The sequence below is a fragment of the Paenibacillus sp. JT22N7 genome (assembly GCF_059383875.1).
In genome coordinates this window covers 436,455-460,633 of record NZ_JBXENY010000002.1, presented here as the reverse complement: position 1 = coordinate 460,633, position 24,179 = coordinate 436,455, and the positions used below count along the sequence as shown (strand labels likewise).

Below are 24,179 nucleotides of genomic sequence, written 5' to 3'. Positions count from 1 at the left end.
CCTTTTAATCCATAAATATGTATTTCTAAGTTCGCTAAAATCTATTGTAAAGGATCGTTTACGAGAAAATTGTAGAATCGTCTGATTATTGAAAATATTTTGGAGCATACAAGGTGAAACGGCTGTCGCCGTCCTTTGGCGGCGCGGCGCGTTACATTCCGAGAAATATAAGCCGATTATAAGTGTGAAACTTATAATCGGCTTATATTTAAAAAAAATCTGGCAAACGCTATAAAGCAGCGTCTGCCAGATTGTCTATGAATCTATGAATGGCATACCGTTAAGCGCCAGCTTTCGGCAAAATCAGCACGGATGCGGTTCAAACTATGATTTCGTTTTTGTCGCTGCACGCACCATAGGTGCGACATTCCCGGCTAAAAGCTCGATGCTTTCGGCAACTTTGGCATAAGGAATGCCGCCAATATCGAGCTGGGCAATAAAACGCTGATGCCCGAACAGCTCATGCTGGCAAATAATCTTCTCAGCTATTTCCTCAGGGCTGCCGACGAACAAGGCCTGATCCGGCGCCGTCATATCGGCGAATTCCTCCTGCGTAATCCGGAAATCGCTGCCGCGCTGGCGGTTCATATGCGACCAATAATTCGTGTAATAGGGGAAATATTCCGCACGCGCCTGCTGGCTATCCTTCGCGATATAACTGTGGCCAGTGACGCCAACCTTCAAGCTCGCTGCATCAAAGCCCGACGCGATTCCCGTTTCGCGATAAAGATCGACGAGCGGCTTGAACCTGTCCGGCGAACCGCCAAGAATCGCCATGATCATGCCGAGGCCAAACTCCCCTGCGCGCACGGCGCTCTGCGGCGATCCGCCAACGCCAACCCATACCGGAATTTGCGGCTGAATTGGACGCGGGGCAATCGCGGCGGCCCGAAGGGCAGGGCGATGCTTGCCCTGCCAGGTTACCGTATCCTGGCGGCCTAGCTCGCCGAACAGCTCCAGGTTTTCGCTAAACAGCTCATCATAATCGCTCAATTCATAGCCAAACAGCGGGAACGATTCGACGAAAGCACCGCGTCCTGCAATAATTTCCGCGCGTCCATCAGATAATAAATCAAGCGTCGCATAATCCTCAAATAAGCGCACCGGATCAACCGTACTTAGCACGGTAGTCGCACTCGTCAGCCTAATGCGCTCCGTTTCCCGGGCAATAGCTGCCAGCATAACCGGCGTTGCCGAAACGACAAAATCATGGCGATGATGCTCGCCCAAGCCGAATATGTCAAGGCCTCCCTCATCCGCCAGCTTTGCCGCTGCAATAATGTCCTGAATCCGCTGCTTCGCACTTATCGTGTCCGATGTATGAGGATCAGGCAATATATCGCCTAGTGTATAAATGCCAATTTCAATAGAGGCCTGTTCCTGTTGATCTTCCGTTTGCTTCTCCATCTCCACTTACCCACCAATCGTCAGCAAACTGGATATGCCAGAAGGATCTGTGACCATCCAGCCATCTGCCTGCTTGCGGAATTGTATTTGCTTTTGCCCCAGTCTGGCCAGCACTTCGTCCATCGCTGCTTGATCAGGAAGCACAACCGTGTAGTAGTCCAGACCTGCTGCATTCGCTGGAGCCGCCGGAACACCGACGCCTGCCCATGTATTCAGGCCTAGATGATGATGATAACCGCCCGCCGAAATGAACAATGCGGAGCCGCCCATATTGAAAATAATATCAAAGCCTAATGTGTCGCAATAAAACTGCTGGGCTTGCGGCAGATGGCTTACATGCAAATGCACATGCCCGATGACCGTGTCCTCGGGCAGTCCGTTCCATACTTTGCCTTCAGAAGCATCCAGAAGCCCTTTAATGTCAACGGGATCAGTCGCCATCTTATAGCCGCCGCCCTCCAGCTTCTCCCATTGCTCACGCGGGCGATCGCGGTAAATCTCAATGCCATTGTTGTCTGGATCATTGAAATATAAAGCTTCGCTAACCAAATGGTCGCCCTGTCCGACGGCTACATTATGGTTTGCCAAATTCCGCAAAGCAAGCCCTAGCGCTTCGCGGCTCGGCAATAAAATTGCAAAATGATACAGTCCCGCAGCTGCACGCTCCGGCAAAACAACCGCACCCTGCTGCTCCTGCAATATGAGCAGCGGACGCTTGCCATCAGCCGTCAGCTGCACTTCGTTTCCGCTGCGTGAAAGCTCCTTAAAACCAACAACCGCTTTATAAAAAAGGAGCGAGCGCTCCATATTACTTACTTTAAGCTTCACATATCCAATATGTGCAGCCGGATGAATGGAAATAGTCATTGTCCATCGCCTCTTTATCTGATATATTTGTTATAAGAATATATGTTTTATATGAGAAATATTATCATGCTCATGGTGGCAAGTCAATAAAACATTTGCTACTATGGATGAAGCTTAATGCCACATTCACAAATCAGCCTACAAAGCCATCACAGCTTAACGACATCGGTTAAGAGGCAAACTAGGTTTCAGGAGGTACTCATGGATATTGGCAATACAATTCGCACAATTCGCAAGAAGAAGCAGCTCTCCATCCAGCAGATTGCGGAGGCTACTGGACTATCGCAAGGCTTCCTGAGCCAAGTCGAAAATAATAAAACATCGCCATCTATTTCTACGCTGGATCACATTGCGGGTGCGCTGAACGTTCCGCTCGCCTTCCTGCTGCTCAAGAAGGACGAGCGAATGCAGATATTGCGCAAGGATGAGCGTCGGCACACCTTGTATGGCGGCGGAAAGATGAAGGTAGAGCAGCTCAGCGAGCGCGGCTCTGTCAAAATGATGCTCGTCGAGCTTGAGCCCGGCGCATCGACGGCAGAGGCGCACGCCCATGCGGGCGAGGAAATCCACTTCCTCCTCTCCGGCACGATCTATGTAGAGCAGGGAGACGAATCGGCGACCATCTACGCAGGCGATTCCTTTAGCTGGAAAGCCTGCATGCCCCACTATGCGAAAAATATTGGCGAGGATACAGCCATTGTGCTCATTTCCATCAATAACGATACGCAATTGGTTTAGCCCATCCTATTCAAATTGCTCTGCTGAAAAAGCAAAAACCCGCAGCTGGAGCATCTGTTGCCAGATGTCCTGCCTGCGGGCAGCTTATTGCATGAGCTGCTATTATTTTTTGGCTGCTAGAAAAGCATCGATTTGGCTTTGCACTTCTGCAATAATTTTATCAATGCCGGCCGCTTTCACCTGCTTGTTCAAATCCTCGAGGCCTTTATCTACATCCTTGATCGCGCCGTATTCCAGCGGAATCGCAAAGCGGAGCATCACATTGCCGACGTTAGCGACTTCCGTCTTCACCTTGCTGTTGTCAAAGACGAACGTTTCGAGCGGATAGTGGTAAACCTTTCCTTCCCAATCGTTCGTAAGCGCAGTTGCTTCCTCTGGGAAGGATGCGTTGTCACGGTTAAGCGGCGAATTGAAGCCCCAGCTGGAGAAGCCTGTGAAGTTCACGCTTTTATCGGTCGTATCGTATTTATCGTCGCCAACTGCTGTGAAATGTACGCCTGGGATACCGTATTGCACCAAGTCATGAAGCTCTCTGTCATTTTGCATCAAGTCGACGAACATCAGCGAACGCTCCGGATTTTTGGACGTTGCATGGATAGAAACGCCGTTTTGCGTCGATACGGCATTCGATTTCTTCGTATTCGGCGTAATGTCGGCAAGCGCAAGCTCATAAGGCGATTTTTCCATGCGCATCAATGCCATGAGTGAGCCGAGCGTTCCCATATTATGCGTAATGGACGCTGTTTTGCCTTCCTTGAAATCCTGCTGATGATCATTTTTATTATTCAATACGTTTTTCGACCAGGCATTATTGTCGGCAAGATCTTTGTAATAATACAGCAAATCCTTGAATTCCTGTGTTTCATAGACGTTAAACACTTTACCCGCTTCATCCGTCAGCTTAAAGCCGATCGGCAGGTCGAAATCGAGCATGTTCCAGTCATTTTGCTGCTTGAGCAGGATGCGGTCTAAATTATGCAGCTTCCAGTCGCCGGTTTCCGGTGTGAATGGCGTAACGCCTTTCTCATTTTGAGCGACCGCTTTCAAATAGTTAGCATAGGCTTCCGGGCTGTCGATAGCAGGAAGGTTGTATTTTTTACGCAGGTCCTCCCGGTACAAAATCAGCTTCTCTACCGATTCGCCTCTGTTTTGCGGAACCATGTACAGCTTGCCGTTTACTTTCGCCTGATCCCAGCCAACCTTGTCCATCGCTTTCCACGTTTCTGGCATATATTTGGACAGCATATCGTCGGTCAGCTCCAGAAAACCGCCTTTGAGTGCCTGATCGTTATAGCCCGCCCAGTTCGCAGAATAGATAAGGTCAAAATCTTCATTCGCCGCCAGCTTCAGCGGATACTTTTGCGCCCAATCGGACCAATCCAAAAACTCGGCATCGACAGTCGCATTGATTTTTTCCTTGAGCTTTTTATTAATTTCTGCGAATACGGCATCATAATCAACCGGCTTCGGGCCGACAAACACCATTTTCAGCTTGACCTCTTTGGAAATATCTAAGCCGTCCTTTGTAGGCGACTGCGTTGCGGAAGAATTAGTACCTGATGCTGGCGCTGTGCTCGCTTCTGTTCCTGTATTGCCACCGTTGCCGCATGCACCAAGAACCATGGCTAAAGTTAAGGCTACCGCCGGTATAACGACTTTTTTCTTCTTTTGCATATTGAATTTCCCCCTTAAATGTAACTGTTGATATGCCCATCTATCTTGATAAACCAAGTTCCCTTGGGATTATCCTTTCACTGCGCCAATCGTCAAGCCTTTTACAAAGTACTTCTGGATGAAGGGATAGGCAAGCAGGATCGGACCGCTGGCTACAACCGTCATTGCCATCTTAAGACCCTCTGTCGGCAGGCTTGTCGTCACAACAGCGCCTGAGCCCATCATCGCCTTGCGCATACCATCCATGTTGCCCAACATTTTGTACAAGTAATATTGCAGCGGCATCAGCTTGTCGTCCGCAACGAACAGCAGGGCATTATACCAATCATTCCAATAGCCGAGGGCAAGGAAGAGACCGATCGTTGCGAGAGCAGGCTTGGACAGCGGAAGAATAAGTTTCATGAAAATGAGGAAATCGCCTGCGCCATCGATTTTGGCCGATTCAACAATCGCTTCTGGAATGTTGCTCATAAACGATTTCATAACGATAATATAAAACACGTTCAGCAGCAGCGGCACAATCAGCGCCAGCGCCGTATCCTTCATATGGAGATAGTTGACGATGAGCAGGTACCAAGGCACAAGCCCGCCGCTGAACAGCGTCGTAAAGAAAAAGAAGAAGGAGAAAAAATTGCGCCATTTGAAATCTTTGCGTGATAGGCAATAGGCGGTCATAGCGGTCAGGAATAGGCCGATCGCTGTACCGATAACGGTAACGGAGATGGTTACCCCATACGCCCGAATCATTTGTTCGGGATATTTGAACAGGATTTTATAAGGCTCCACAGAGAAGGCAGTTGGGAAAAATTGATAACCCTCACGCACAATCGTGCTTTCCTCCGTAAACGAAGAGGATACGATCAGAATAAAAGGCAATATGCACAGAACCGACAGTACGGTTAAGGAAGTATAGCCGATAATGGCAAGAAGTTGGCGGTCGAGCTGACCGCTCTTCACAGACTTGACGGCTTTACTGCCGATATTAGCATCAGATACACTCATTTTCATGACCTCCCACTAGAATAAGGCGCGATCTTTGTCATACTTGCGAACGGCATAGTTAAACAGCATAATGGTGGTGAATCCGAGAACGGATTGGTAAACACCCGCAGCGGCTGACATGCCAATGTCATTCGAAGTGATGAGCGATCTGAATACGAACGTATCAATAACATCAGTAGACGAGAACAACACACCATTATTGCCGACCATATTGTAAAACATCCCAAAATCGCCTTTGAAAATATTGCCCACTGCCAGCAGTACCAATATAATGACGGTTGGATATAAATTAGGAATCGTTACCTTGAAGATACGCTGAAAAATATTCGCGCCATCGATTTCTGCGGCCTCATACATTTCGGTATCAATGCTCGTGATCGCCGCCAAATACATGATCGTACCGTAACCGAGCGTTTTCCACGCCGCGACCAGTACGAGAATAATCGGCCAATAGGCAGGCGTATTATAAATATCAATCGGCTCCATCCCAATATTTCTCAGCAGGGAATTAACCGTTCCGATGTCAAAGCTGAGCAGGTTGTAGGCAATCGCTCCCACGACTACCCAGGAAATAAAGTAAGGCAGGAACAAAATCGACTGGGCGATTTTGCGGAACCATTTGCCCCCAACCTCGAACAGCAAAATCGCTGTGAAAATTTGCAGCACATTGTTGACTACAATAAAAGCGATATTATAGAGCGCCGTATTTCTGGTTATGCGCCAGGCATCGCCCGATTCAAAGAAAAACCGAAAGTTGTCCAGCCCATTCCACGCGCTGCCAAAGATTCCGCCGGCATAATCATAATGCTTGAAAGCAATAATAATGCCCGCCATTGGTATATAAGCAAACAGTAGAAAAAACAAAACGGCTGGCAGCAGCATGAGCAAAATAGCCCGATATTTGATGACATCCTGTATAAATCCGTGTCGCTTCATCTGTGCTCCCCTCTCTTCTCTTGTCTGCTTTCATTATAAGAAAAGCAGGGCGTCCGCATAATTAAGGGGAACAACTAAAACTAATACTAATTCAACGATTGGATAAAATAACGGCTAAAAATAACCCGGAATCCACCGGACCCGGGCCGTTACCATGCAATAAAAAGAGAAATACGATTAAATATTATGCTTTTTCCGATATTCTCCCGGCGACATGCCAACCTGCTGCTTGAATTGACGATTAAAATAAATAATATTTTTATAGCCAGCCAGCTCGGCAATTTCGTAAATTTTCTTGGTCGGGTCCTCCAGCAGCTTGCACACATGCTTCATCCGCAGCTCGCTTAGAAAATCACTGAACAGCGTATTCGTCTCGGCTTTGAACAGCTGGCCCAAGTAGTTCGGCGTAAAGTCAAAGTGGGCCGCAACCTCATTAAGCGTAATTTTCTGATCAAGCCGCTGCTCGACATATAGCGCGATTTCTTCAATCAGCTTCCGCTTCTGCCGCTGCTTCTTCAAATAGAGCAGCTCGGACAGCTCGAAAAACCGCCTTCTCAGCCAAGAGAGAATGTCATGCACCGTCTCAAATTGGAACAAAACAAACGGCTGATGGGAGTCCCATTTTAAAATTTCATATAAATGCTCGTTCATTTGCTGGAGATCGGCATGCAGCTTGGACGTAATGCGAATGATGAGGTCGTAGATGTCGTTTTTCCCGGTTAAAGGCTGGTCGCCGCTGAACAGCTCCCGCAAGCAATCATCAACCGTCGTCAGGTCATATTCCAGCATCGCGCGCAGCATGCGGTCTACCGTCTCTTCGAGGCTGTAGGCCATCGCTTCTTTGGGCGACCAAGCCGCTGCATCGTGAATAAGCCTGTTTTTCCCGACGATCCATTTGATGCTGAGTGCTGCCTGTGCCTGCTGATAGGCGTCATGCAGCTTGGCAATAACCGTTGTATGCATGCCAGCGCCAATCGTAATCGAATAAGGAAAAGCTTCGTTAAACGCTTGCACCAGCTTTTCAAGCAGCGCTTTGCATTCCGCCTCCTGCACCGTCGCCAGCAGCACAAAATGATAGTCATAGCTGGTCAGCACCGTTCCAACTTGATGGCGATCTACAAAGGAACGAATAAACAACGCCATTTCCGCTGTTAAGGAACGGCGCTCGTCAGCTGCCATTTTACCCAGCTTCCACTCCATATCGTCGATTTCAATAATGGCAACGGCTGCTCCGCCCTGCAGCAGCGGCATGAGGAAGCTGTGAAGATGCTGCTCCACTCGCCCCGATGTCGGCTCGTTAAACCAGCGCAGCAGCAGCTCCTGATGCACAAGCGTCAGCGTCTCGGTCAGCGACTGGTTTTGCATCCGCTCCTGCTCGATTTTGTTGCACAGCTCCAGCAGCATATCATGAAGCTCATTGTCGTCAACCGGCTTAAGCAAATATCCAGAAGCATTCAGCTGGATCGCTTCCTTCGCATAGCTGAAATCCTGATGGCCGCTAATAAAAACAAGATGAGCCTGCGGATTAATCGCCTTCGCCCTGCGTGCAAACTCCATCCCCGACATAATCGGCATGCGAATATCCGAGAGAATCAGGTCGATGCGCTTCTGCTCCATCATTTCCAGCGCCTCAAACCCGCTAGTGGCCACGGACACATCCTGCAAATGCAGGCGCTCATTGCCGACTACCCTTCGGCGGAGCCATTCCAAATCGATCGCCTCATCATCCACCAATAATATACTAATGTCCATCCTGCACTCTCCCCTCTAAGCTGCCTATGGTCGAAGCCCTTCTGCATCCTCCCGCATCTCGGCATTTTCGACCGGAAGAATAATTTGCACCGTTGTGCCTGCGCCATAATGGCTGCCAATTCGAATGCCAAAATCTGTGCCGTAGCGCAGCTTGATCCGCTCTTCGACGTTTTTCAGCCCATATTTATCCGCTTGGCCTTCTTCCACGCTTTCCGTTGGGCCCGCATGAGCTTGCATAGGCAAGGACGTATTCGAGAGCATTTTCCTCAGTGTATCCGGGCGCATTCCTATGCCGGTATCAATTATTTTCAGCTCAATGCGGTCGCCAAGCCGCCTGCCCGTTATGCGAATCGCTATCGTTTTGCCGAACCAGGCATGCTTAAATATATTTTCGACAAATGGCTGTAAAATAAGCTTAATAATCGGCGTTTGCAAAATATCCGGCTCAACATCGTAATAAACCTCGAACGTGTCCGCATATTTGACCCGCTGAATGTCCAAATACGTCTTTACCTGCTCAAGCTCCTTCTCCAGCGTAATGTACACATTGCCGCCATTCAGCGTTAAACGGTAAAACTTCGACAGCCCCTGAACCATCGCCGTCACCTTGTCCGTCTCGCCCAAATTAGCCAAGCTGCCAATCGTCGAGAGCGTGTTATACAAAAAATGAGGGCTGATCTGCGCTTGCAGCACATCCAGCTCCGCCTGCTTTTTCTGAATGCCCTGCACGTAGACATTTTTGATCAGCTCTTGAATGCTCGTTGCCATCTGATTAAAGGAATTGGCGATGTGGACAAACTCGTCATTGCCGGTAAAACCAATCCGCTTATGAAAGTTCCCCTCTTGGAAGGAGCGGACCAAGGTGACGATTCGCTTCATCTTCTTCCCGGAAAGCCGGGCAACGATGTAGCCAATAAACACCATGACCAGAAAGCTGATCAAGCACACGGCGAAAATAACCTTTTGCATGCGGCTGGCGTCCTTGTTTAAATAAGCATGCGGCACTATCGTTTCAATGACGAATGGCGTTCCGGGTATTTCCTCTTTCACACTAAGGTAGGAGGCCGAATCAGAATGGTCGCTTGTTATGCCGCGCGTATACATGACCTCGCCTGATTGAGTGTTTAGCAGCCGCAAGCTGATGCCTTGATCGATCGGGAACGTATCGAAGTTGCCAAGCAGCTCATCGAAGCGGGCCGTCACGCGCACATAGCCGATAATGGGAGCCATCCCGCTGGAGGACACCAGCTTGCGAAAATGCGAAACGTTTTCCAGCTTGCGGTCGGAACCCAGCTGTATCCAAAGATTATCCTGATTGGATGCTTGAAGTGACTTGAACCAGTCTGTATGCTCGATCTGACGCACCGAGAGCACATAATAGTCTCTGCGCTGAATCGGCTTGTCCATATCATCGCCCGGCACCTCGTACAATTTCTCGTCTACCGTGTAGACGGCAAGCCTGATATTGTTGCCATACAGTTGGAGCGGCGCTCTCATCTGCGGTATGATGTCATCCTTCATTTTCAGCATCATTTCCAGCGGCTCTCCCGTGTTTTGCAGCGCATTCTGAAAAGTTAAGCTGCTGAAAAGCGTGCTCGATATGCGCTCAATTTCATCCATTTGGTATTCAATATTATTGCGCGTCTGCTCCAGCGCGGTGCGAATATTCGTCTCCGCCATCTCCGTTCGCGATTGGATGAGCATCGTATACGATATATAGCCGACCAGCACATCCGTCAGCAGTACAAGCGCCATATAGGGAATCATCATTTTATACGTAAATGGTATATACAGCTTGCTCAGCTGGAAGCTCTTCATCTGTCGTCTCCTTTCGTATCATGCACCGCTTATGTGCATCATTCTACAATACGGGCGGGGAATTTGATATGGCAATAAAATCACTATTTTCTGCACTTATTTAAGCATTACAAGAAAACAACCCGTAAAGTGGAGGTTGTTAGAGCATCCACTTTACGGGTTATAATGATTTATTTATTTCACAATACTCTCAAGCACATCATCAATCATCTGCGAGTTCGCAATCGTTCCCGTATACAGCCAGCTGGCATTGTTGTCATACGCGTAGACGTTGTTATTTTTAACCGCAGGAATGCCCTGCCAGATTGGATCGCTCAAAATTTCCTCTTTCGTCGCTTCCCTGCTATTCACAATGAACAGGTAATCGGCGTCCAGCTCGGCCAGCTTCTCCTTGGAAATCGCACTCCAATTCGCCTTCGCTGTCGACGATATTTCCGCAACAACATTCGGAACGGTCAACTCCAGATCCCGATAAAGCAAATCGCCGCTGGATAAGTTTTGGTTGACGACGTACACATTTTTAGCCGTAACCCAGAGAACAGCAGCTGACTTATCTCCGATCGCCTGATGCAGCTTTTCCTTGGCATCTGCTGCTTTCGCTTCATAATCAGCCAGCACCTGCTTCGCTTCCTCGCTCTTATTCAGCACTTCGCCTACCTTCAGCAGCTCCTGCCGCCAATCATTGTTGACATCGCTGCCTACCGTATAGGTTGGGGCAATTTTAGCATATTGTGCGTACTTGTCCCCCATCACCATTTCCGCATTGTCGATAATAATGAGATCCGGCTGGTAGCTCATCACGACTTCATAGGGAAGCTCGGATGGAATAGCAGGGATATTAGCCAGCTCCTTCTGCAAATAATTTTGCACCTTCCCATCACTGACCGACCACTGAGCAACCGGAATGACGCCTAGCGCCACCAAATGATCTTCCAAATAAGAGGCTATAACCCGTTTAGGATTAGCTGGAACCTTAACTTCATTGCCCAAACCGTCCTTCAGTATTCGCTCACTCGCTGTCTGTTCCGCTGCATTGCTGCTTGCGGCTGGTGCAGTGCCATTTGTCGCTGGAGAATTTGCCGAACTTGCGCATGCGCTGACCAATAAAGTCATCGCAAGCAGCATCATAATGGCAATGGATTGTTTCGAACCTCTGTTCATTTTTAATGCCCCTTCACTACTGTTTTGATAATGATTATCACCAATAACAGTATGCCCGCTGCGTCTTCTCGACACAATAGGGTATCGGGACATCAATAATGGATTATAAGGGCGTTTTCGCGGAGCGCTCGCTTCCGTTTTATAATGGATCGGCGAAATGCCCGTATGCTTTTTAAAAATACGACTGAAAAAATAGACGTCCGGATAGCCGACACCGGCAGCGATTTCCTGTAAAGTCCCCTCCGTGCTCGTCAGCAACTCCTTCGCCTTCTCGATACGAAGCTGGATGAGATAATCAATCGGACTATGCTGGATTTGATTTTTGAACAGGCGTGTTAAATGCCTTGGCGTGCACTCCAGCACCTTCGCCAGCCGCTCCAGTGTAATGGCTTCGGCATAATGCTCATGGATGAACCTGACCGCCTGGGCGACCAGATCTGCTTTTATAACGGGAACCTCCTGCTCACTGAGCTGCCGCATCCATTCATATATAAAATCGTAAAACAATGTTTTCACATGCAGCTCGGCAAGCTTGCCGCCCTTGTGAAATTCCTCGTCCAACTGCTTCAGCTTCTCATAAAGAGATATTGGAAAAGCAGGCGTAACGCCATATTGCATGCGAAAAGGATTTTTCTCCAGCAGCCGCTGTTTCTCCGGCATATTCAGAAGCGGCTGAACCGCTTTGTAGAGGATGAGATAATATTCAAAAAGCTCCTCTGTCGAGCGAATATCCAAATAAAAGCCTTTTCCGCCATGCAGCATTTGAAATTTTTTGAATGCATACTCCCGGTTGTCCAATGCGACCGCTGCACTGCCTCGCAATGCAAACAAAAACGCATTGGCCGGAAGCCGATAGGCGCTAAGCGCTTCCCCTAGCTTCATTTTTATATGCCGAACGTCCATCACTTTAATGGCGCTATGCGTGAACCAAAAAAGCTGCTCGTCGATGTTTATCGTGTCGTTCATGACTTCCACTCTATCTTCACTCCTTGCTCTAACGCTCCACTCGTCTATATTTGAAAAAACGGATAAAAAAGCAAAAAACAGGCCAATCATGGTAATATCTAACCATAATCGAACTGTTTCATGCAACTAACTTTGATACCTTTAAATGTTGAAGGACTGAGGTTCCGCTATTTGGGCTTTTGATTCGATTTCAGGCCATAAGCGGACAGGAAATCCGTTATTGCCCTCAATATCCCGTCAAAATGGCTTATGGCCGTGCATTAGCTGCCCCTGAGTCCGCAGCCTGTGCCATATCCGTGTTTTTGCCGAAATAGCGGCTGCTGTGTCCGTCAAACCTCCTGAAAGCTCCTGAAACTTTCTAAAATTTCCTAACCAGCGAGCGGTACATGAGGAACAGGAAATACGGACTGCCAATCAGCATAATAATTAGGCCTGACGGAATTTCTTTCGGCGCCATAATCGTTCTTCCGAGCGTATCGGCAATGACGAGCAGCAAGCCGCCGAGCAGCCCTGACAAAATAATGGAGCGTCTCGTGTGATGCCCAATCATCATGCGCACGACATGCGGCGCCATAAGTCCGAGAAAACCTATCGTACCTACGCTCGCAACAGCTCCCGCTGCCAGCAAAACGCCGATAATCATCGCCCAGAGCCGCGTTCCTCGAACCGGCAGGCCAAGGCCTACCGAACTTTCGTCGCCAAACGCCAGCAAATCAAATTTCCGTCCCAAATAGTAGGCAACCGGTAAAAGGATAACCAGAAACAGCATAATGCTATAAAATTGGTTCCAGCCTCGCCCATAGGTCGTGCCCGTTAACCATATTAGCGCTGTACTGTTCCACAGGCTCGCCTTGACGATCATCGCCTGTATGCCCGCAGCGCCGATTGCCGATACGGCGATGCCAAGCAAAATAAGAACAGACGGATTTAAGGATTTGCGCCATGCTAACAAAAATACAAAGGCCGCGGCAAGAATCCCACCTGCAATTGCAGCAAACGGAAGGGCGAAGATTGTTAAATTCGGCAGTGCAACCAATACGATTAGCGCGCCAAACCCCGCTCCCGACGTTACGCCAATAATTGAGGCGTCGGCCAACGGATTTCGGACGGCGCTTTGAATTAAGACGCCGCTAATTGCAAGCGCAATACCGCCTCCAGCCGCAACAAGTGTACGCGGGAGCCTTAAATTCAGCAGCACAGAATACGATGAGTCTCCTCCACCGACAAGGCTGCCCAGCAAATCGGCAATCGGTATTCTCGTTCCCCCAAGCGACAAGCTTACAAGGATGATAACGATGAGCAGCGCTGTCATGGATATCACAGTCGGAGCGAAGCGCATACGCAGCGCTACCCCGCCGATGTTCATAGATGACTGCCCAGAGCCTGCTCCGGATATATTTTTCATCTTGGTGAGTACGAGCCAAATGAGCCAAGGCGCTCCAATAATCGCCATGACCGCGCCAACCGGCATTTCCCCTAAATTGCTCCGTACCATACGAGCAAGCAAATCCGCCGCCGTAATGAGCAGCGCTCCCCACAATGCGCTGGCGGGAATGAGCAGGCGATGCTTGCGAATACCGCTAAGCCGGACAAGATGGGGAGCGACCAAACCAACGAAGCCAATCGGACCAACTACACTGACTACAATGGCAGCCAGCAGTACCGAGAGGCCAAGCCCCATTGCCCGTGTTAATCCTACACGCTGCCCAAGCGAGCGAGCAGTAGATTCGTCGAGCTCCAAGGCATCAAATTGCCTTCCTGCGAGCATCGCGATCCCAAGCAGGGCAATGACGAAAGGCCATGCATACAAGACGCCGCTCCAGTTCAGCTGAATCAAGGAGCCTGAGCCCCATAAAAATAAATTTTGCGTTTCCGTTTGCTTAAAAATTTGAATGGCCGTTGTAAACGCCCCAAGCACCATAGATACGATCATGCCTGATAAGGCAAGTCTGATAGGTGTGGCCTTCCGGCCGCCGCTCAGGAAATAGGCAATTAACGCCGCCAGCAATCCCCCCGCCACCGCCAGCAAAAATGGGAACTGCTGCTGCAGAGCAGGAAAAGCTACCAAGCCAAGGACAACCATAAAATAAGACCCGGCATTGATACCTAATGTATCGGAGGCAGCGAGCGGATTTTTCGTTATCGTTTGCAGTAAAGCACCAGCCGCAGCGAGCGCAGCACCAGCCAAAATACCAATAACCGTGCGCGGCATACGGATATCCCAGAGCAGATTATGCTCCATTATATCTTGGCGGCCGAGCAACCCATCTAATACGGTAGCTGCCGGGATTTTGGCCTCCCCGAAGCAAAGACTTAAAATCGATAATACGAAAAGGGCGGCAATGCCGCCCCCAAATATTCCAATTACCCGCCAGGCCATTCCGATTGAGGCTTCGTTGTTAACATTTTCGTTCATCGTGCCACTCATTTCGTTAATGTATTTACAACTTCATCAACGATCACTTTAGAGGAGATTGGACCGCCGAACACCCAGGTCGCGCTATCTAATCCGAAGAAACGTTTTTCCTTAACGAAGGTAAGACCGTTCCAAACAGAGTTATCCTTTAGTTCTTTCGAAAAAATATCATCATCCTTTTGGACGATGTAGATTAGATTGGTGTCTTGAACCGCAGGCAGCGCTTCAACCGTCGAAGTGCTAAATCCATAAACCTCAAAATTTTCCGATTTCCAATCGTTTTTCAGGCCAATCCGATTCAACGTTTGTACGGCAAGAGAGTTATCAGTAAAAAGACGCAACGTTGCTGCATTTTGGTAGCTGTACGCTTGTGTCAGTACATAGTTGAAGCCGCCCTTGCCTGCCGCCTCCAGCTTCGCCTTTGCATCCGCATAATGCGCATCCAGGTCAGCTAGAACCTTCGTGCCTTCCTCTGTTTTGCCAACAGCAGCTGCAATCGTTTTGAACACTTCTTCCATCTGATCATATTGATTGGTTTCCCCTTCAAGCGGGTACAGACTAAAAATCAACGTTGGCGCAATGCCTTTCAATTGATCATAGATCGCTTCGTGGCTATCCGTATTCGCAATAATCAAATCCGGCTTCAAAGCCGCAATCGTCTCCAGATTCGGCTCTTCACGCAAACCAACATCCGTCACGTTTGCATCCAGTGGCGCCTCTGATGTCACATACTGCTTATATTGTGCGTTATCGGTATTCCCCACTGGCTGCATGCCAAGCGCAATCACGTCTTCCGTAAACGTCCACTCTAGTACGACAACCTTTTGCGCGGGCTTATCCAGCTTAACCTCGCCTTTAGCATCCTTAAGTACAATAGGACCAGCCGCAGCGGACTCCCCATTTGTATTTGCAGCAGCTGAATTGTCAGTTGCCGTTCCTTCTGCTGCTGAATTATTCGTTGTGTTAGATCCACAGCCTGCCGCGACCAGCATAACCATGATGACCATAATTAAACCCATTAGCCTTTTGTTCATTTTATATATCCCCCTATTTTTTCAAAAATCAAAGCTGTTCCAATGTGATAATATTTATCATTATATTGATAATGATTATCATAATTAGACACAATAGCTATATTAGCTACCATTTTACCGAAAGTCAATGTTTAAATTTTCAAATTCCACTTTATCCGACCCGAATACAAAAAAAGAACAGGATACGTTCTCCTGTCCTTCGCTACCTTGTATTTCTGCCGCAAGCTGTATCTATGCCATCCGTTGCATCAATCCCGCAGTCTTAGACACTCACATCTTTCAGCTCCGCAGCCAGACGCTCATTTCGCCAGGCTGGCGATTGCCCCATAAATAATAAGGGATGGACTTGAAGCGCACAGCTGTCTTCTGCTTCGTAAAAGGACGGTAGGGCTTGCCATCTGACCACGAAGCAGAGTCTGTCACTACTCCGTCTCCTTCTACAATAACGCAGCCGCCAAGAAGATTTGGAGCGGTATACTCCGTCAAATTTGGCTCCTCCGCCAATGAGAGCGAGGCAATCGGAGCTCCATTGTCCGCTTCCTCCAAGCAATAAACGAGCGGCCCGCGCTGAATAGCCACTTTGCCAGCATCAGCCCGAATAGACGGGTGGGCTGCAATGAACTTCGCCTCCATCGGAAGCAGCCACTCCAATGTATCGCCATCTGACCAATTTCGCGCTACTTTCGCATAGCCATTTTCAACACGATAAAGCTGCGTTTCGCCATTCACCTTCAACGCTGGCTGCTCGTGCTGGAACCAATCAGGTATGCGTAAGGCCATTTCAAAAGCAGCACTTGCAGTGCCCTCCGGAAGGGAAACCGACCATTCAACATGTCCGCTCCAAGGAAGCTCAGAGCGTTGATGCAGCGCTACGTTGACGCCGCCAAGCTCAAAGGAAGCTTGGCTTCCAATAAACAAATGAGTGTACACCGTTCTGCCATCCTCAGACACGTCGTAAATATAATCGTTTAGTGAAGATAGCAGCCGTGCGACGTTAGGCGGACAGCAGGAGCAGCCGAACCATTTTTGCCGAACTGGCTTTACGTGCTGCCGGTCTGGGCTTTTGCAGCTTGCTTCTGGCCATACCTCTAGCGGGTTGACATAGAAAAAATGCTTGCCGTCGTTGGACATGCTGCCCAGCACATTGTTGTACAGCGCTCTCTCCATCACATCCGCATATTCGCTCCTTGCTTCAAGCTGCAGCATGCGCCGTGCCCAGAAAATCAAACCGATAGAGGCACAGGTTTCTGCATAAACCGTATCGTTAGGAAGATCGTAGTCAAACGTGAAGGCTTCTCCGTGATGCGTTGAACCAATGCCTCCAGTAATGTACATTTGTTTGCCTGTCGTATTGGACCAAAGGCGCTCGCAAGCTTCGCGCAGCCCGGCGTCTTCCGTCAAACGGGCGAGGTCAGCCATCGCCGTGTACATGTAGACGGCTCGAACGGAGTGGCCGACAGCGACCGTTTGCTCACGTACAAGAAGATGGGATTGGTATACTTCCAAATTAGGCATGCCTTGTGACCAAATGTTCGTCCTGCCGCCGCGTTTCCATTCCTCTACAAAATAGTTTGGCTCGTTTCCACGCTCATCAATGAAGTAGCGGCTAAGGTTCAAATAACGCTCCTCCCCCGTAACTCCATACAGCTTGACCAAGGCCAATTCAATTTCCTGATGCCCGCAGTAAGCCCGGATCTGGCCCGGTTCAGTTCCAAACAAGCTTGCAATCAGGTCAGCGAAACGGCAAGAGAGGTCGAGCAATTTACGCTTGCCTGTCGCTTCGTAATAAGCAACTGCTGCTTCAATCAAATGGCCTGCACAATAAAGCTCATGGGCCTCGTAAAGATTCGTCCACTGTTTTCCAGGCTCTTTAATCGTAAAATAGGTATTCAAATAGCCGTTGGTTTGCTGGGCTTGGCCGATCAGATCAATGGCTTCATCAGCCGTTTGCTCCAGCTCAGGATCGGGGTGGCGATGCAGCGAGTAGGCAACAGCCTCCAGCCATTTGTACAGATCGCTATCTTGAAAAACCCAGCCGCCAAATTCCCCTTTCGCAAGTCCTGCAGCTATTTTGAAATTTCGAATGGCGTAGCTCGGCTCAGCACCTTCTATCCTATCGTTCAGTGCTTCCCACTGATAAGGGATGACGGTTTGGCGAACAAGCTCGGAATATTGGTTCCAAAAATCGTCTTGGATAAAAATCTGATTTTTTCGCATAAATATCCACCTCGAAGCTATAAAATTTGACTCTCTATAGCATCGAGTATATGCTTTTTATAGCTGTCATAATAGAAACGGATTGACCTTTTTTCTATAAAATATAACACAGAAAAATGAGGGTAATCACTTGAAGGACGAGTTAATGGTTTCGCTGCAGACCCCGCCCCTTCCTTATTATTGGGAAGCTGGCCGCGCGGACTTTCGCGCAGGAGATCGCCACCCGAATCGAAAACATTTCGGTCTGTTCGACCTGCTGCTTGTAGTTAATGGAGCACTGCACATTGGTGAAGACGGGAAAGAATGGTCGCTTGGCGCAGGGGATACGTTATTGCTGCTGCCGGAAGGGGAGCATTATTCGGTCAAGCCATGCGAACAGGAAACGATTTTTTATTGGGTTCATTTCGAGCATAAGGTTTGGCGTCAAGCTCCTGCGATTGCTAAAGCAGAAGCAACGGCCCCATCATCTCCCTTCGATAATCCAAAATTAATCCATATCCCTAAGCATGCCTCGCTGCCTAACCCCCAGATCGCGTTTGATCTGATGAGGCAGCTTCTGGAGCTGCCGATCGGCGAAGCCTTCTGGGAGAAGCAGCACTTGCTGTTCCAGCTGCTCGCTTTGCTGGAAAATGGAAGATCGGGGATGACTAGCACGCCAGCAACGCGTCTGGCTGAGAAAGCTGCTGCTTACCTGCAGCGCAACTACCAAGAGGAAATTACCAATGAAACGCTGGCATTAGCGCTGCACTTCCACCCTAACTACATTGTGCGTTGTATGAAAATGAAATATGGGGTCACGCCCATTCATTATTTGCTGCAATTCCGGATGGAGCGGGCCAAGCAGCTTCTCGTCTCAACGGAATGGTCCATCGATCGCATAGCTGAGGAGGTCGGCTTCCGATATTCCCCTTACTTCTCGACCTGTTTCAAGCGCAGCGTTGGAATGACTCCACTCCACTTTCGCAAGAAATATTTGAATTGAATAAATACGATTATTCATTATCCGAGGTTTGAAAATTAGAATAGACACCGCATATTTATAGCCAACAAAAAAATAACGACCGATCATCATTGATGACCTGTCGTTATTTTTTAAGTTAGAGCATTTGCTGCTTGCTCCATTATTTTTTTCAGCTTATACCCAAATAAGCACTTAAACAACTTGTGATACGCTCATGTTCATCAACGTCCGAGGTGCCCGTAACTGCTATGGCCCCAATAAAGCCAACTCCCCTTACTACGATTGGGAATCCGCCTCCTGCTGCTACATAGTCAACAGGGCTTAAATGGAGAGCCTCCTCCAGTGTCACACCTTGCTCCTTCAGCTTCAATTGAATGCCCAATGTGCTTTGATTGAGCCTATAAACCGTATTTTTCTTCTTCCGAAGCCATTCATCGTTGTCTACGGTCGTCCCTTCCAATGCAGCGTGGAAGATTTGTTGTCCGCATTTAGAAATATCCACTGCAATAGACTTTCCTTCACTTCTGGCTTTGTTTAGCAGCAATAAACCAATTTCTATTCCCATGTCATGACTAAATGTATCAAATTGCAATAACCTTTCTTGTTTGGCAATCCTCTCAATATTCATCGTCAATTCCTCCATCCTGTTGCGTTATATTAGCCTCTTCCCTTAATCTTCAAAAGGATATTTAAGCCCCCATTGACGCCGCAATTCATCGCACTGCTTCATAATGGACAGGCTTTGTTCCCATGTCATAATGGGCGACTGCTTCAGATTTCCCCTTATGCATGCATTCACATGCGCAATCTCATATTGAAAGCCATCATCTTGAATGCCTTCGACACTTTGAGGCGCTGTTTCTTCATAGGTTGTAATATTGCCATCCTTCATCACATGGATTAAAGTAGGCTTCCAAAAGGACGGCACTTCAATATAGCCCCCAGTACCATAGATCATGGCAGTATCGACCATATCCGTTCTCACGCCACTGCTCATGACGACAAGCTCGCCTTTATCATATTTGGCAATATAGCTTGCTTGCTCGTCAACCTGTATATGGTATTCATCAGAATCAATAGTAGCGAATCCTGTAAGGGCAACGGGATTTTTCCCTAATACGGCTTCGGCAAAATGAAGATTATAAATACCTGTATCCAGCAAGCCGCCGCCAGCAAGCTCCGGATTCATCCATCGTTGATCACGGAATTCGCCAGGCATTCTAAAAGAAAAAGCAATATTCATCGCTCTAACTTCACCGATGCCCTCATCATTTAATAATGACCTTATTTTGTTCATCATCGGAAAAAATCTTGTCCACATGCCCTCCATGAAAAATACATTATTTTTCTTGGCACATTCTAATACTTCAGTTAATTCACCTGCATTGACACATGCCGGCTTTTCTACCAATACTGATTTTCCGTGCTCCATCGCCATGATCGCCATTTTTTTATGTGCGGGATGCGGGACGGGAATATAGACAACATCAATATCCGGTCTTTTTAGCAAAGCATCATACTCTAGCGCTAAGGGAATATCGTGCTTTCGAGCCATCTTCTGCGCACTTTCTATTGTTCTCGACGATACAGCCACAATTTCCACATCATTCAGCTGTTTGGCACCACAAATCCATCTGTCAACAATACTTCCTGACCCTAATAAACCCCATCTTATTTTTCTTTCCATTGTTATTCTCCTCCTTTTCGCTTCGCCCGACCTGATCGCTCAATCCTTGTATTCGCTTTCATTCTATCTTTTAGTTTACATGGTGGAACGACGAATTCCGATTGTCCAAACCGAGGTGTTTTTACCCAAAACCGGGCTACCCCCCCGTTCGATCGCGATATTCCTGGGGAGTCATGTTCGAAAACGTCCTGAACAGCTTAATGAAATGCGGCACGGCCTGATACCCAATGATTCGGGCGATTTCATAAATTTTCTTGTCGCTGCTGCGCAGCAAATACGCGGCCAATTCCATCCGGTATCGCAAAATATATTCGCTCAAATTGTTTCCTGTTTCTGCCCGGTACGCTCTCGACAAATAGGCGGGATGAAGACCGATTTGCGCCGCAAGCGTCTGCAGCGATAAATTGTCGTTCATGTTTTGCTCGATGAATTTATGGACTTTGTCCACTAATCCGGTCTGCTTGACGCATGAATCTTCCAATTGTTCTTTAAGGCAGCGGAATATGAAAAATGCCCACTTCTCCAACTGCTTAAGAGAAGGAGCAGTTGGCATGAGACCGAAGGAGGATGCCCCGAACTCGCTTAGCAGCTTTCCTTTCTTGTGCGCCATATACTGGTAGGCGTTAGCAATGGCGAAATACGCTTCATTGGCATACTCGGGGGGATAATCTACGCTTTTCAGTTCCTTGAATATTTCGATTAGCTTTTCCTCCGCATGCAGCCAGTTCCCCGTATCGAGCAAATGAATGAGGAGAGGAGGGCGATATAGCGATGTCAGCGTTCCAATTCGAACCTGATCGAGTAGGCCCGTGATCCGCAAAAATAGGCTTTGCCGCCCTTCTTCTATCCGCCTCATGCCATCAATTACGGAGCGGTACAGGCCGGGAAGGCCTTCGGGAAAAGATACCCCGTTCACGGCTAGCGCGATGGACACATGGCCATTCAAGAGGGACTCCGCCTTTTTCTTCAGCGCAGCCACCCGGACGTCCATCGTAATCCGATCGATTGTCATAGCTTGTTGAGCCTGCCCGTTCGCACTGGCTTCCCCTTTGGCCGAAACGACAAAGACGAGATATTCATTATGATCACGGCAGAACCACAAGTGAAAGACGTCCCTAAACAATTCTTCCGCCATATTCGTGACCGCATATTCAATAAGCCCTCTATCCATGCTTTCATATTCTTGCAGCCTGCCCTCCAGCCTTACGATGAACAAGCCTACTTCCTGACCCAAGGTGAAAGGCAAGTCCAATAGGAAAAGCTTTCGTTCCAGTTCCGCGAACGGGATGCCGTTATCGTGCAGCAAACGATTCAACAGCTCGTTGCGCAACGTAGGCAAATTTTCTCTGAAGGCGTATACGTCGCGCTGCTGCTGCTGTTGCTGCCTCATCTCGCCGGTAATTTCTTCGGATAATTTGCCCAGCATCTCCCGAAGCTGTTCGGGATTTACCGGCTTCATTAAGTAGCCAGACGTATTATACGGTACAACACCTTGCGCATATTCGAAATCGGCATACCCCGAAATAACGATAATTTTGACTTTGCGTCCCATTTTACGTATTTCTCGAATGAATTCAATTCCGTTCATCTCAGGCATCCGTATATCCGTAATGATGATATGTATGTTTTGTTCCCGATAAAGCTTTAAAGCCTCCTCACCCGTATGGGCTTTATGAATATGCCTGATTCTAAGTTCATCCTTTGGAATGGTAGCGGCTATGCTGTCAACCTGGGAGGGAATATCGTCTACGATCAGCACTTCAAATATCGGAATCGCCTCCGTTCTTAATCATCAATCCCACGCGAAGCCCACCTAAAGAGGAATGGTCGAGCAAAAGCCCCGAGGATTGTCCGAAGTAATGCCTTAGACGTTGATGAACGTTCCTTAGCCCAAGGCTGTGATCCGCGCTTGATTTCAACTGCAAGGAATGCCTTAAAGCATTCAATTCAGCTTGCTGCATTCCGACGCCGTTGTCTTCTACGATGAGTTCCCAGCCTTCCTCGGTCTGCTTGCCGGTTATGACGATTTCAAATTTTCCCCTCTTGCCTTCCATTCCATGCACGATCGCATTTTCGACAAGCGGCTGAAACAGCAAGCGGGGCATAAGCAAAGAAAACATGCCTAATTCAATCTGTTCATGAAATTGCAGGCGCTCGGACTGCATCCGGTGGATTTCCAAGTAATTGCGAATCAATTCCATCTCTTCGGCCAAAGAAGTCAATTGCTGCTCCGTCCTGGTCGTATAACGGTAATACTGGCTCAAGTGCTGGGTGAAGGCGACAATCGCTTTCGTCCGTTCAAGCTGCGCCATGCTTTGGATATATGCGAAGTTGTTATACAGAAAATGCGGATTGATTTGCGCCTGCAAATGCTTGAGGGACGACTCTTTAGCCTGAAGCTGTTCCGTGTACACTTTATCGATTAGCGTCTGAATATCGTGGGACATCAGGTTAAACTGCTCGATCAAATAATAAAACTCATTGTTCGATATATGCTTGACCCGATGACCGTATTCGCCCCGCCGGAGCGACTTCACTGCCCGAATTAAATCATAGATCGGCTTCTGCACGTTGCGATACAAAAGCGCTGCGGCGGCAACACCAAGAACCAGCAAAAGCAAGCCTGCGGCATAAAACATTTTCTTGCTATGATCAATGGGCTCCAGCACTTTTTGCATCGGTTGGAAATCGATTAAATACCATCCCAACGAGGCGGATGCCACATAATTGACAAGATACGGTTCATTGCGAAAAGTCAATTTGACCGACCCTTCGGTCGGGTTCTGTGCTTTGATTTTATCAAATTGCTTGGCCATGGCATTGATCAGATCGGGCTCCGACTCCCGCGGCATAATCGGCTCGAAGCCCGGACAATAGAGAAACGGCTCTCCGACGCTGCCTTGCTTAAAACGATCCAGCATTTTGACTAGATTTTCCGACGAGAACGAGACTTCGACATACAAATTCGGATTTTCTGGCTTGGCGTTCGATTCGAAAGGAGTTATTAAATCCCGCACAAATGCGTTTTCCGGTCCACGCTCCGTAACAATCATGCGATAATCCCAGCGCTGCTGGCTCGAATTTCTGAAGTAATCCGCATCGTGCTGCTGCAAATAATTCGTAGAAACCATTACGTCCGAAACCGGGGAATATACGGTGAAATCATTTACCCATTGGAAAGTGGTAGACTGCATATCCAGCTTCTGCAGCAGAAGCGTCTTCGATGCCAGCATGGAATAGGAAGGTTCGGAAGAAGAACGCAGCTGCAGCTGCAGCGCATCCGGGTCGGATGCAACGACGAAGGCCGCTCTCCATAAACGGTCTGCTTCAACGTCCATCTGCTCCACAAAAAAACGAATCCGATTCATGTTGACTTGAAGCAGCTCCTGCTCAACAACGCCGGTACTAATCTTATTCGACGAATTATACATCATAACGACAGGGATGAGCATGAGAACGATCACGATCATGACTTTCGTGAATATATTCATTCTGCCTCCCATAACGCTTCTGCTGTATAACATAGGTCTCCTCCAATTCAGT

Annotated in this window: 17 protein-coding genes; 2 read left to right on the top strand and 15 right to left on the bottom strand. The window is 48.3% G+C overall.

The window, feature by feature from the left end; all coding sequences use genetic code 11:
- Positions 1-324: 324 nt before the first annotated feature.
- Both AC50Y5_RS06665 and AC50Y5_RS06660 read right to left on the bottom strand, forming a co-directional pair.
- A complete protein-coding gene (locus AC50Y5_RS06665) occupies positions 325-1,407 on the bottom strand; it encodes an LLM class flavin-dependent oxidoreductase (RefSeq protein WP_494859338.1) in 1,083 nt (360 codons plus the stop codon).
- Positions 1,408-1,413: 6 nt separating this feature from the next.
- A complete protein-coding gene (locus tag AC50Y5_RS06660) occupies positions 1,414-2,274 on the bottom strand; it encodes a VOC family protein (protein WP_494859336.1) in 861 nt (286 codons plus the stop codon).
- Between the two features lie 201 nt (positions 2,275-2,475).
- On the opposite strand from AC50Y5_RS06660, the gene AC50Y5_RS06655 reads away from it, so the two are divergent.
- Positions 2,476-3,012: a helix-turn-helix domain-containing protein gene (locus AC50Y5_RS06655; RefSeq protein WP_056042834.1), complete on the top strand. Its 537-nt coding sequence runs from the start codon at positions 2,476-2,478 to the stop codon at positions 3,010-3,012.
- A gap of 102 nt (positions 3,013-3,114) precedes the next feature.
- On the opposite strand, the gene AC50Y5_RS06650 is transcribed toward AC50Y5_RS06655, so the two are convergent.
- The 9 genes from AC50Y5_RS06650 to AC50Y5_RS06610 form a co-directional block, all read right to left on the bottom strand.
- On the bottom strand, positions 3,115-4,686 hold the full coding sequence (locus tag AC50Y5_RS06650) for an ABC transporter substrate-binding protein (protein ID WP_494859333.1): 1,572 nt from the start codon (positions 4,684-4,686) through the stop codon (positions 3,115-3,117).
- Positions 4,687-4,755: 69 nt separating this feature from the next.
- On the bottom strand, positions 4,756-5,688 hold the full coding sequence (locus AC50Y5_RS06645) for a carbohydrate ABC transporter permease (protein ID WP_341281308.1): 933 nt from the start codon (positions 5,686-5,688) through the stop codon (positions 4,756-4,758).
- Positions 5,689-5,703: 15 nt separating this feature from the next.
- Positions 5,704-6,624: an ABC transporter permease gene (locus tag AC50Y5_RS06640; RefSeq protein WP_056042839.1), complete on the bottom strand. Its 921-nt coding sequence runs from the start codon at positions 6,622-6,624 to the stop codon at positions 5,704-5,706.
- A gap of 177 nt (positions 6,625-6,801) precedes the next feature.
- Complete coding sequence (locus AC50Y5_RS06635; protein ID WP_494859331.1) at positions 6,802-8,376, bottom strand: response regulator; 1,575 nt, start codon at positions 8,374-8,376, stop codon at positions 6,802-6,804.
- Positions 8,377-8,400: 24 nt separating this feature from the next.
- On the bottom strand, positions 8,401-10,194 hold the full coding sequence (locus AC50Y5_RS06630; protein ID WP_494859329.1) for a sensor histidine kinase: 1,794 nt from the start codon (positions 10,192-10,194) through the stop codon (positions 8,401-8,403).
- A 174-nt stretch (positions 10,195-10,368) separates the two neighbouring features.
- A complete protein-coding gene (locus AC50Y5_RS06625) occupies positions 10,369-12,321 on the bottom strand; it encodes an AraC family transcriptional regulator (protein WP_081419157.1) in 1,953 nt (650 codons plus the stop codon).
- A 358-nt stretch (positions 12,322-12,679) separates the two neighbouring features.
- Positions 12,680-14,737 (bottom strand): iron ABC transporter permease, encoded by a 2,058-nt coding sequence (locus AC50Y5_RS06620; protein WP_494859327.1) that lies wholly within the window; start codon positions 14,735-14,737, stop codon positions 12,680-12,682.
- 8 nt (positions 14,738-14,745) lie between these two features.
- On the bottom strand, positions 14,746-15,771 hold the full coding sequence (locus AC50Y5_RS06615; RefSeq protein ID WP_056042847.1) for an ABC transporter substrate-binding protein: 1,026 nt from the start codon (positions 15,769-15,771) through the stop codon (positions 14,746-14,748).
- A gap of 279 nt (positions 15,772-16,050) precedes the next feature.
- On the bottom strand, positions 16,051-17,988 hold the full coding sequence (locus AC50Y5_RS06610) for a glycoside hydrolase family 127 protein (RefSeq protein WP_494859325.1): 1,938 nt from the start codon (positions 17,986-17,988) through the stop codon (positions 16,051-16,053).
- 130 nt (positions 17,989-18,118) lie between these two features.
- Between AC50Y5_RS06610 and AC50Y5_RS06605 the strand changes: the two genes are divergently transcribed.
- Entirely contained in the window at positions 18,119-18,970 is an 852-nt protein-coding gene (locus AC50Y5_RS06605; RefSeq protein WP_494859323.1) for a helix-turn-helix transcriptional regulator, read from the top strand.
- A 148-nt stretch (positions 18,971-19,118) separates the two neighbouring features.
- Here the strand turns inward: AC50Y5_RS06605 and AC50Y5_RS06600 are convergent, their stop codons facing one another.
- The 4 genes from AC50Y5_RS06600 to AC50Y5_RS06585 all read right to left on the bottom strand — a co-directional run bounded on the left by AC50Y5_RS06600 (position 19,119) and on the right by AC50Y5_RS06585 (position 24,127).
- Positions 19,119-19,577 (bottom strand): heme-degrading domain-containing protein, encoded by a 459-nt coding sequence (locus AC50Y5_RS06600; protein WP_494859321.1) that lies wholly within the window; start codon positions 19,575-19,577, stop codon positions 19,119-19,121.
- Positions 19,578-19,619: 42 nt separating this feature from the next.
- On the bottom strand, positions 19,620-20,636 hold the full coding sequence (locus tag AC50Y5_RS06595) for a Gfo/Idh/MocA family protein (RefSeq protein WP_056042854.1): 1,017 nt from the start codon (positions 20,634-20,636) through the stop codon (positions 19,620-19,622).
- 136 nt (positions 20,637-20,772) lie between these two features.
- Positions 20,773-22,395, bottom strand: a complete 1,623-nt coding sequence (locus AC50Y5_RS06590; protein ID WP_056042856.1) for a response regulator transcription factor — start codon at positions 22,393-22,395, stop codon at positions 20,773-20,775.
- 1 nt (position 22,396) lies between these two features.
- Positions 22,397-24,127, bottom strand: coding sequence for a sensor histidine kinase (locus AC50Y5_RS06585; RefSeq protein WP_494859318.1), 1,731 nt, complete (start codon positions 24,125-24,127; stop codon positions 22,397-22,399).
- Positions 24,128-24,179 lie beyond the last annotated feature (52 nt).

Bases quoted from the DNA above. Each gene is read 5' to 3' on its own strand.
- AC50Y5_RS06640 (WP_056042839.1), bottom strand. From the start codon at position 6,624: ATGAAGCGACACGGATTTATACAGGATGTCATCAAATATCGGGCTATT.
- AC50Y5_RS06600 (WP_494859321.1), bottom strand. From the start codon at position 19,577: ATGAATATTGAGAGGATTGCCAAACAAGAAAGGTTATTGCAATTTGAT.
- AC50Y5_RS06615 (WP_056042847.1), bottom strand. From the start codon at position 15,771: ATGAACAAAAGGCTAATGGGTTTAATTATGGTCATCATGGTTATGCTG.
- AC50Y5_RS06595 (WP_056042854.1), bottom strand. From the start codon at position 20,636: ATGGAAAGAAAAATAAGATGGGGTTTATTAGGGTCAGGAAGTATTGTT.
- AC50Y5_RS06610 (WP_494859325.1), bottom strand. From the start codon at position 17,988: ATGCGAAAAAATCAGATTTTTATCCAAGACGATTTTTGGAACCAATAT.
- AC50Y5_RS06665 (WP_494859338.1), bottom strand. From the start codon at position 1,407: ATGGAGAAGCAAACGGAAGATCAACAGGAACAGGCCTCTATTGAAATT.
- AC50Y5_RS06660 (WP_494859336.1), bottom strand. From the start codon at position 2,274: ATGACTATTTCCATTCATCCGGCTGCACATATTGGATATGTGAAGCTT.
- AC50Y5_RS06650 (WP_494859333.1), bottom strand. From the start codon at position 4,686: ATGCAAAAGAAGAAAAAAGTCGTTATACCGGCGGTAGCCTTAACTTTA.
- AC50Y5_RS06620 (WP_494859327.1), bottom strand. From the start codon at position 14,737: ATGAACGAAAATGTTAACAACGAAGCCTCAATCGGAATGGCCTGGCGG.
- AC50Y5_RS06585 (WP_494859318.1), bottom strand. From the start codon at position 24,127: ATGAATATATTCACGAAAGTCATGATCGTGATCGTTCTCATGCTCATC.
- AC50Y5_RS06630 (WP_494859329.1), bottom strand. From the start codon at position 10,194: ATGAAGAGCTTCCAGCTGAGCAAGCTGTATATACCATTTACGTATAAA.
- AC50Y5_RS06655 (WP_056042834.1), top strand. From the start codon at position 2,476: ATGGATATTGGCAATACAATTCGCACAATTCGCAAGAAGAAGCAGCTC.
- AC50Y5_RS06625 (WP_081419157.1), bottom strand. From the start codon at position 12,321: ATGAACGACACGATAAACATCGACGAGCAGCTTTTTTGGTTCACGCAT.
- AC50Y5_RS06635 (WP_494859331.1), bottom strand. From the start codon at position 8,376: ATGGACATTAGTATATTATTGGTGGATGATGAGGCGATCGATTTGGAA.
- AC50Y5_RS06645 (WP_341281308.1), bottom strand. From the start codon at position 5,688: ATGAGTGTATCTGATGCTAATATCGGCAGTAAAGCCGTCAAGTCTGTG.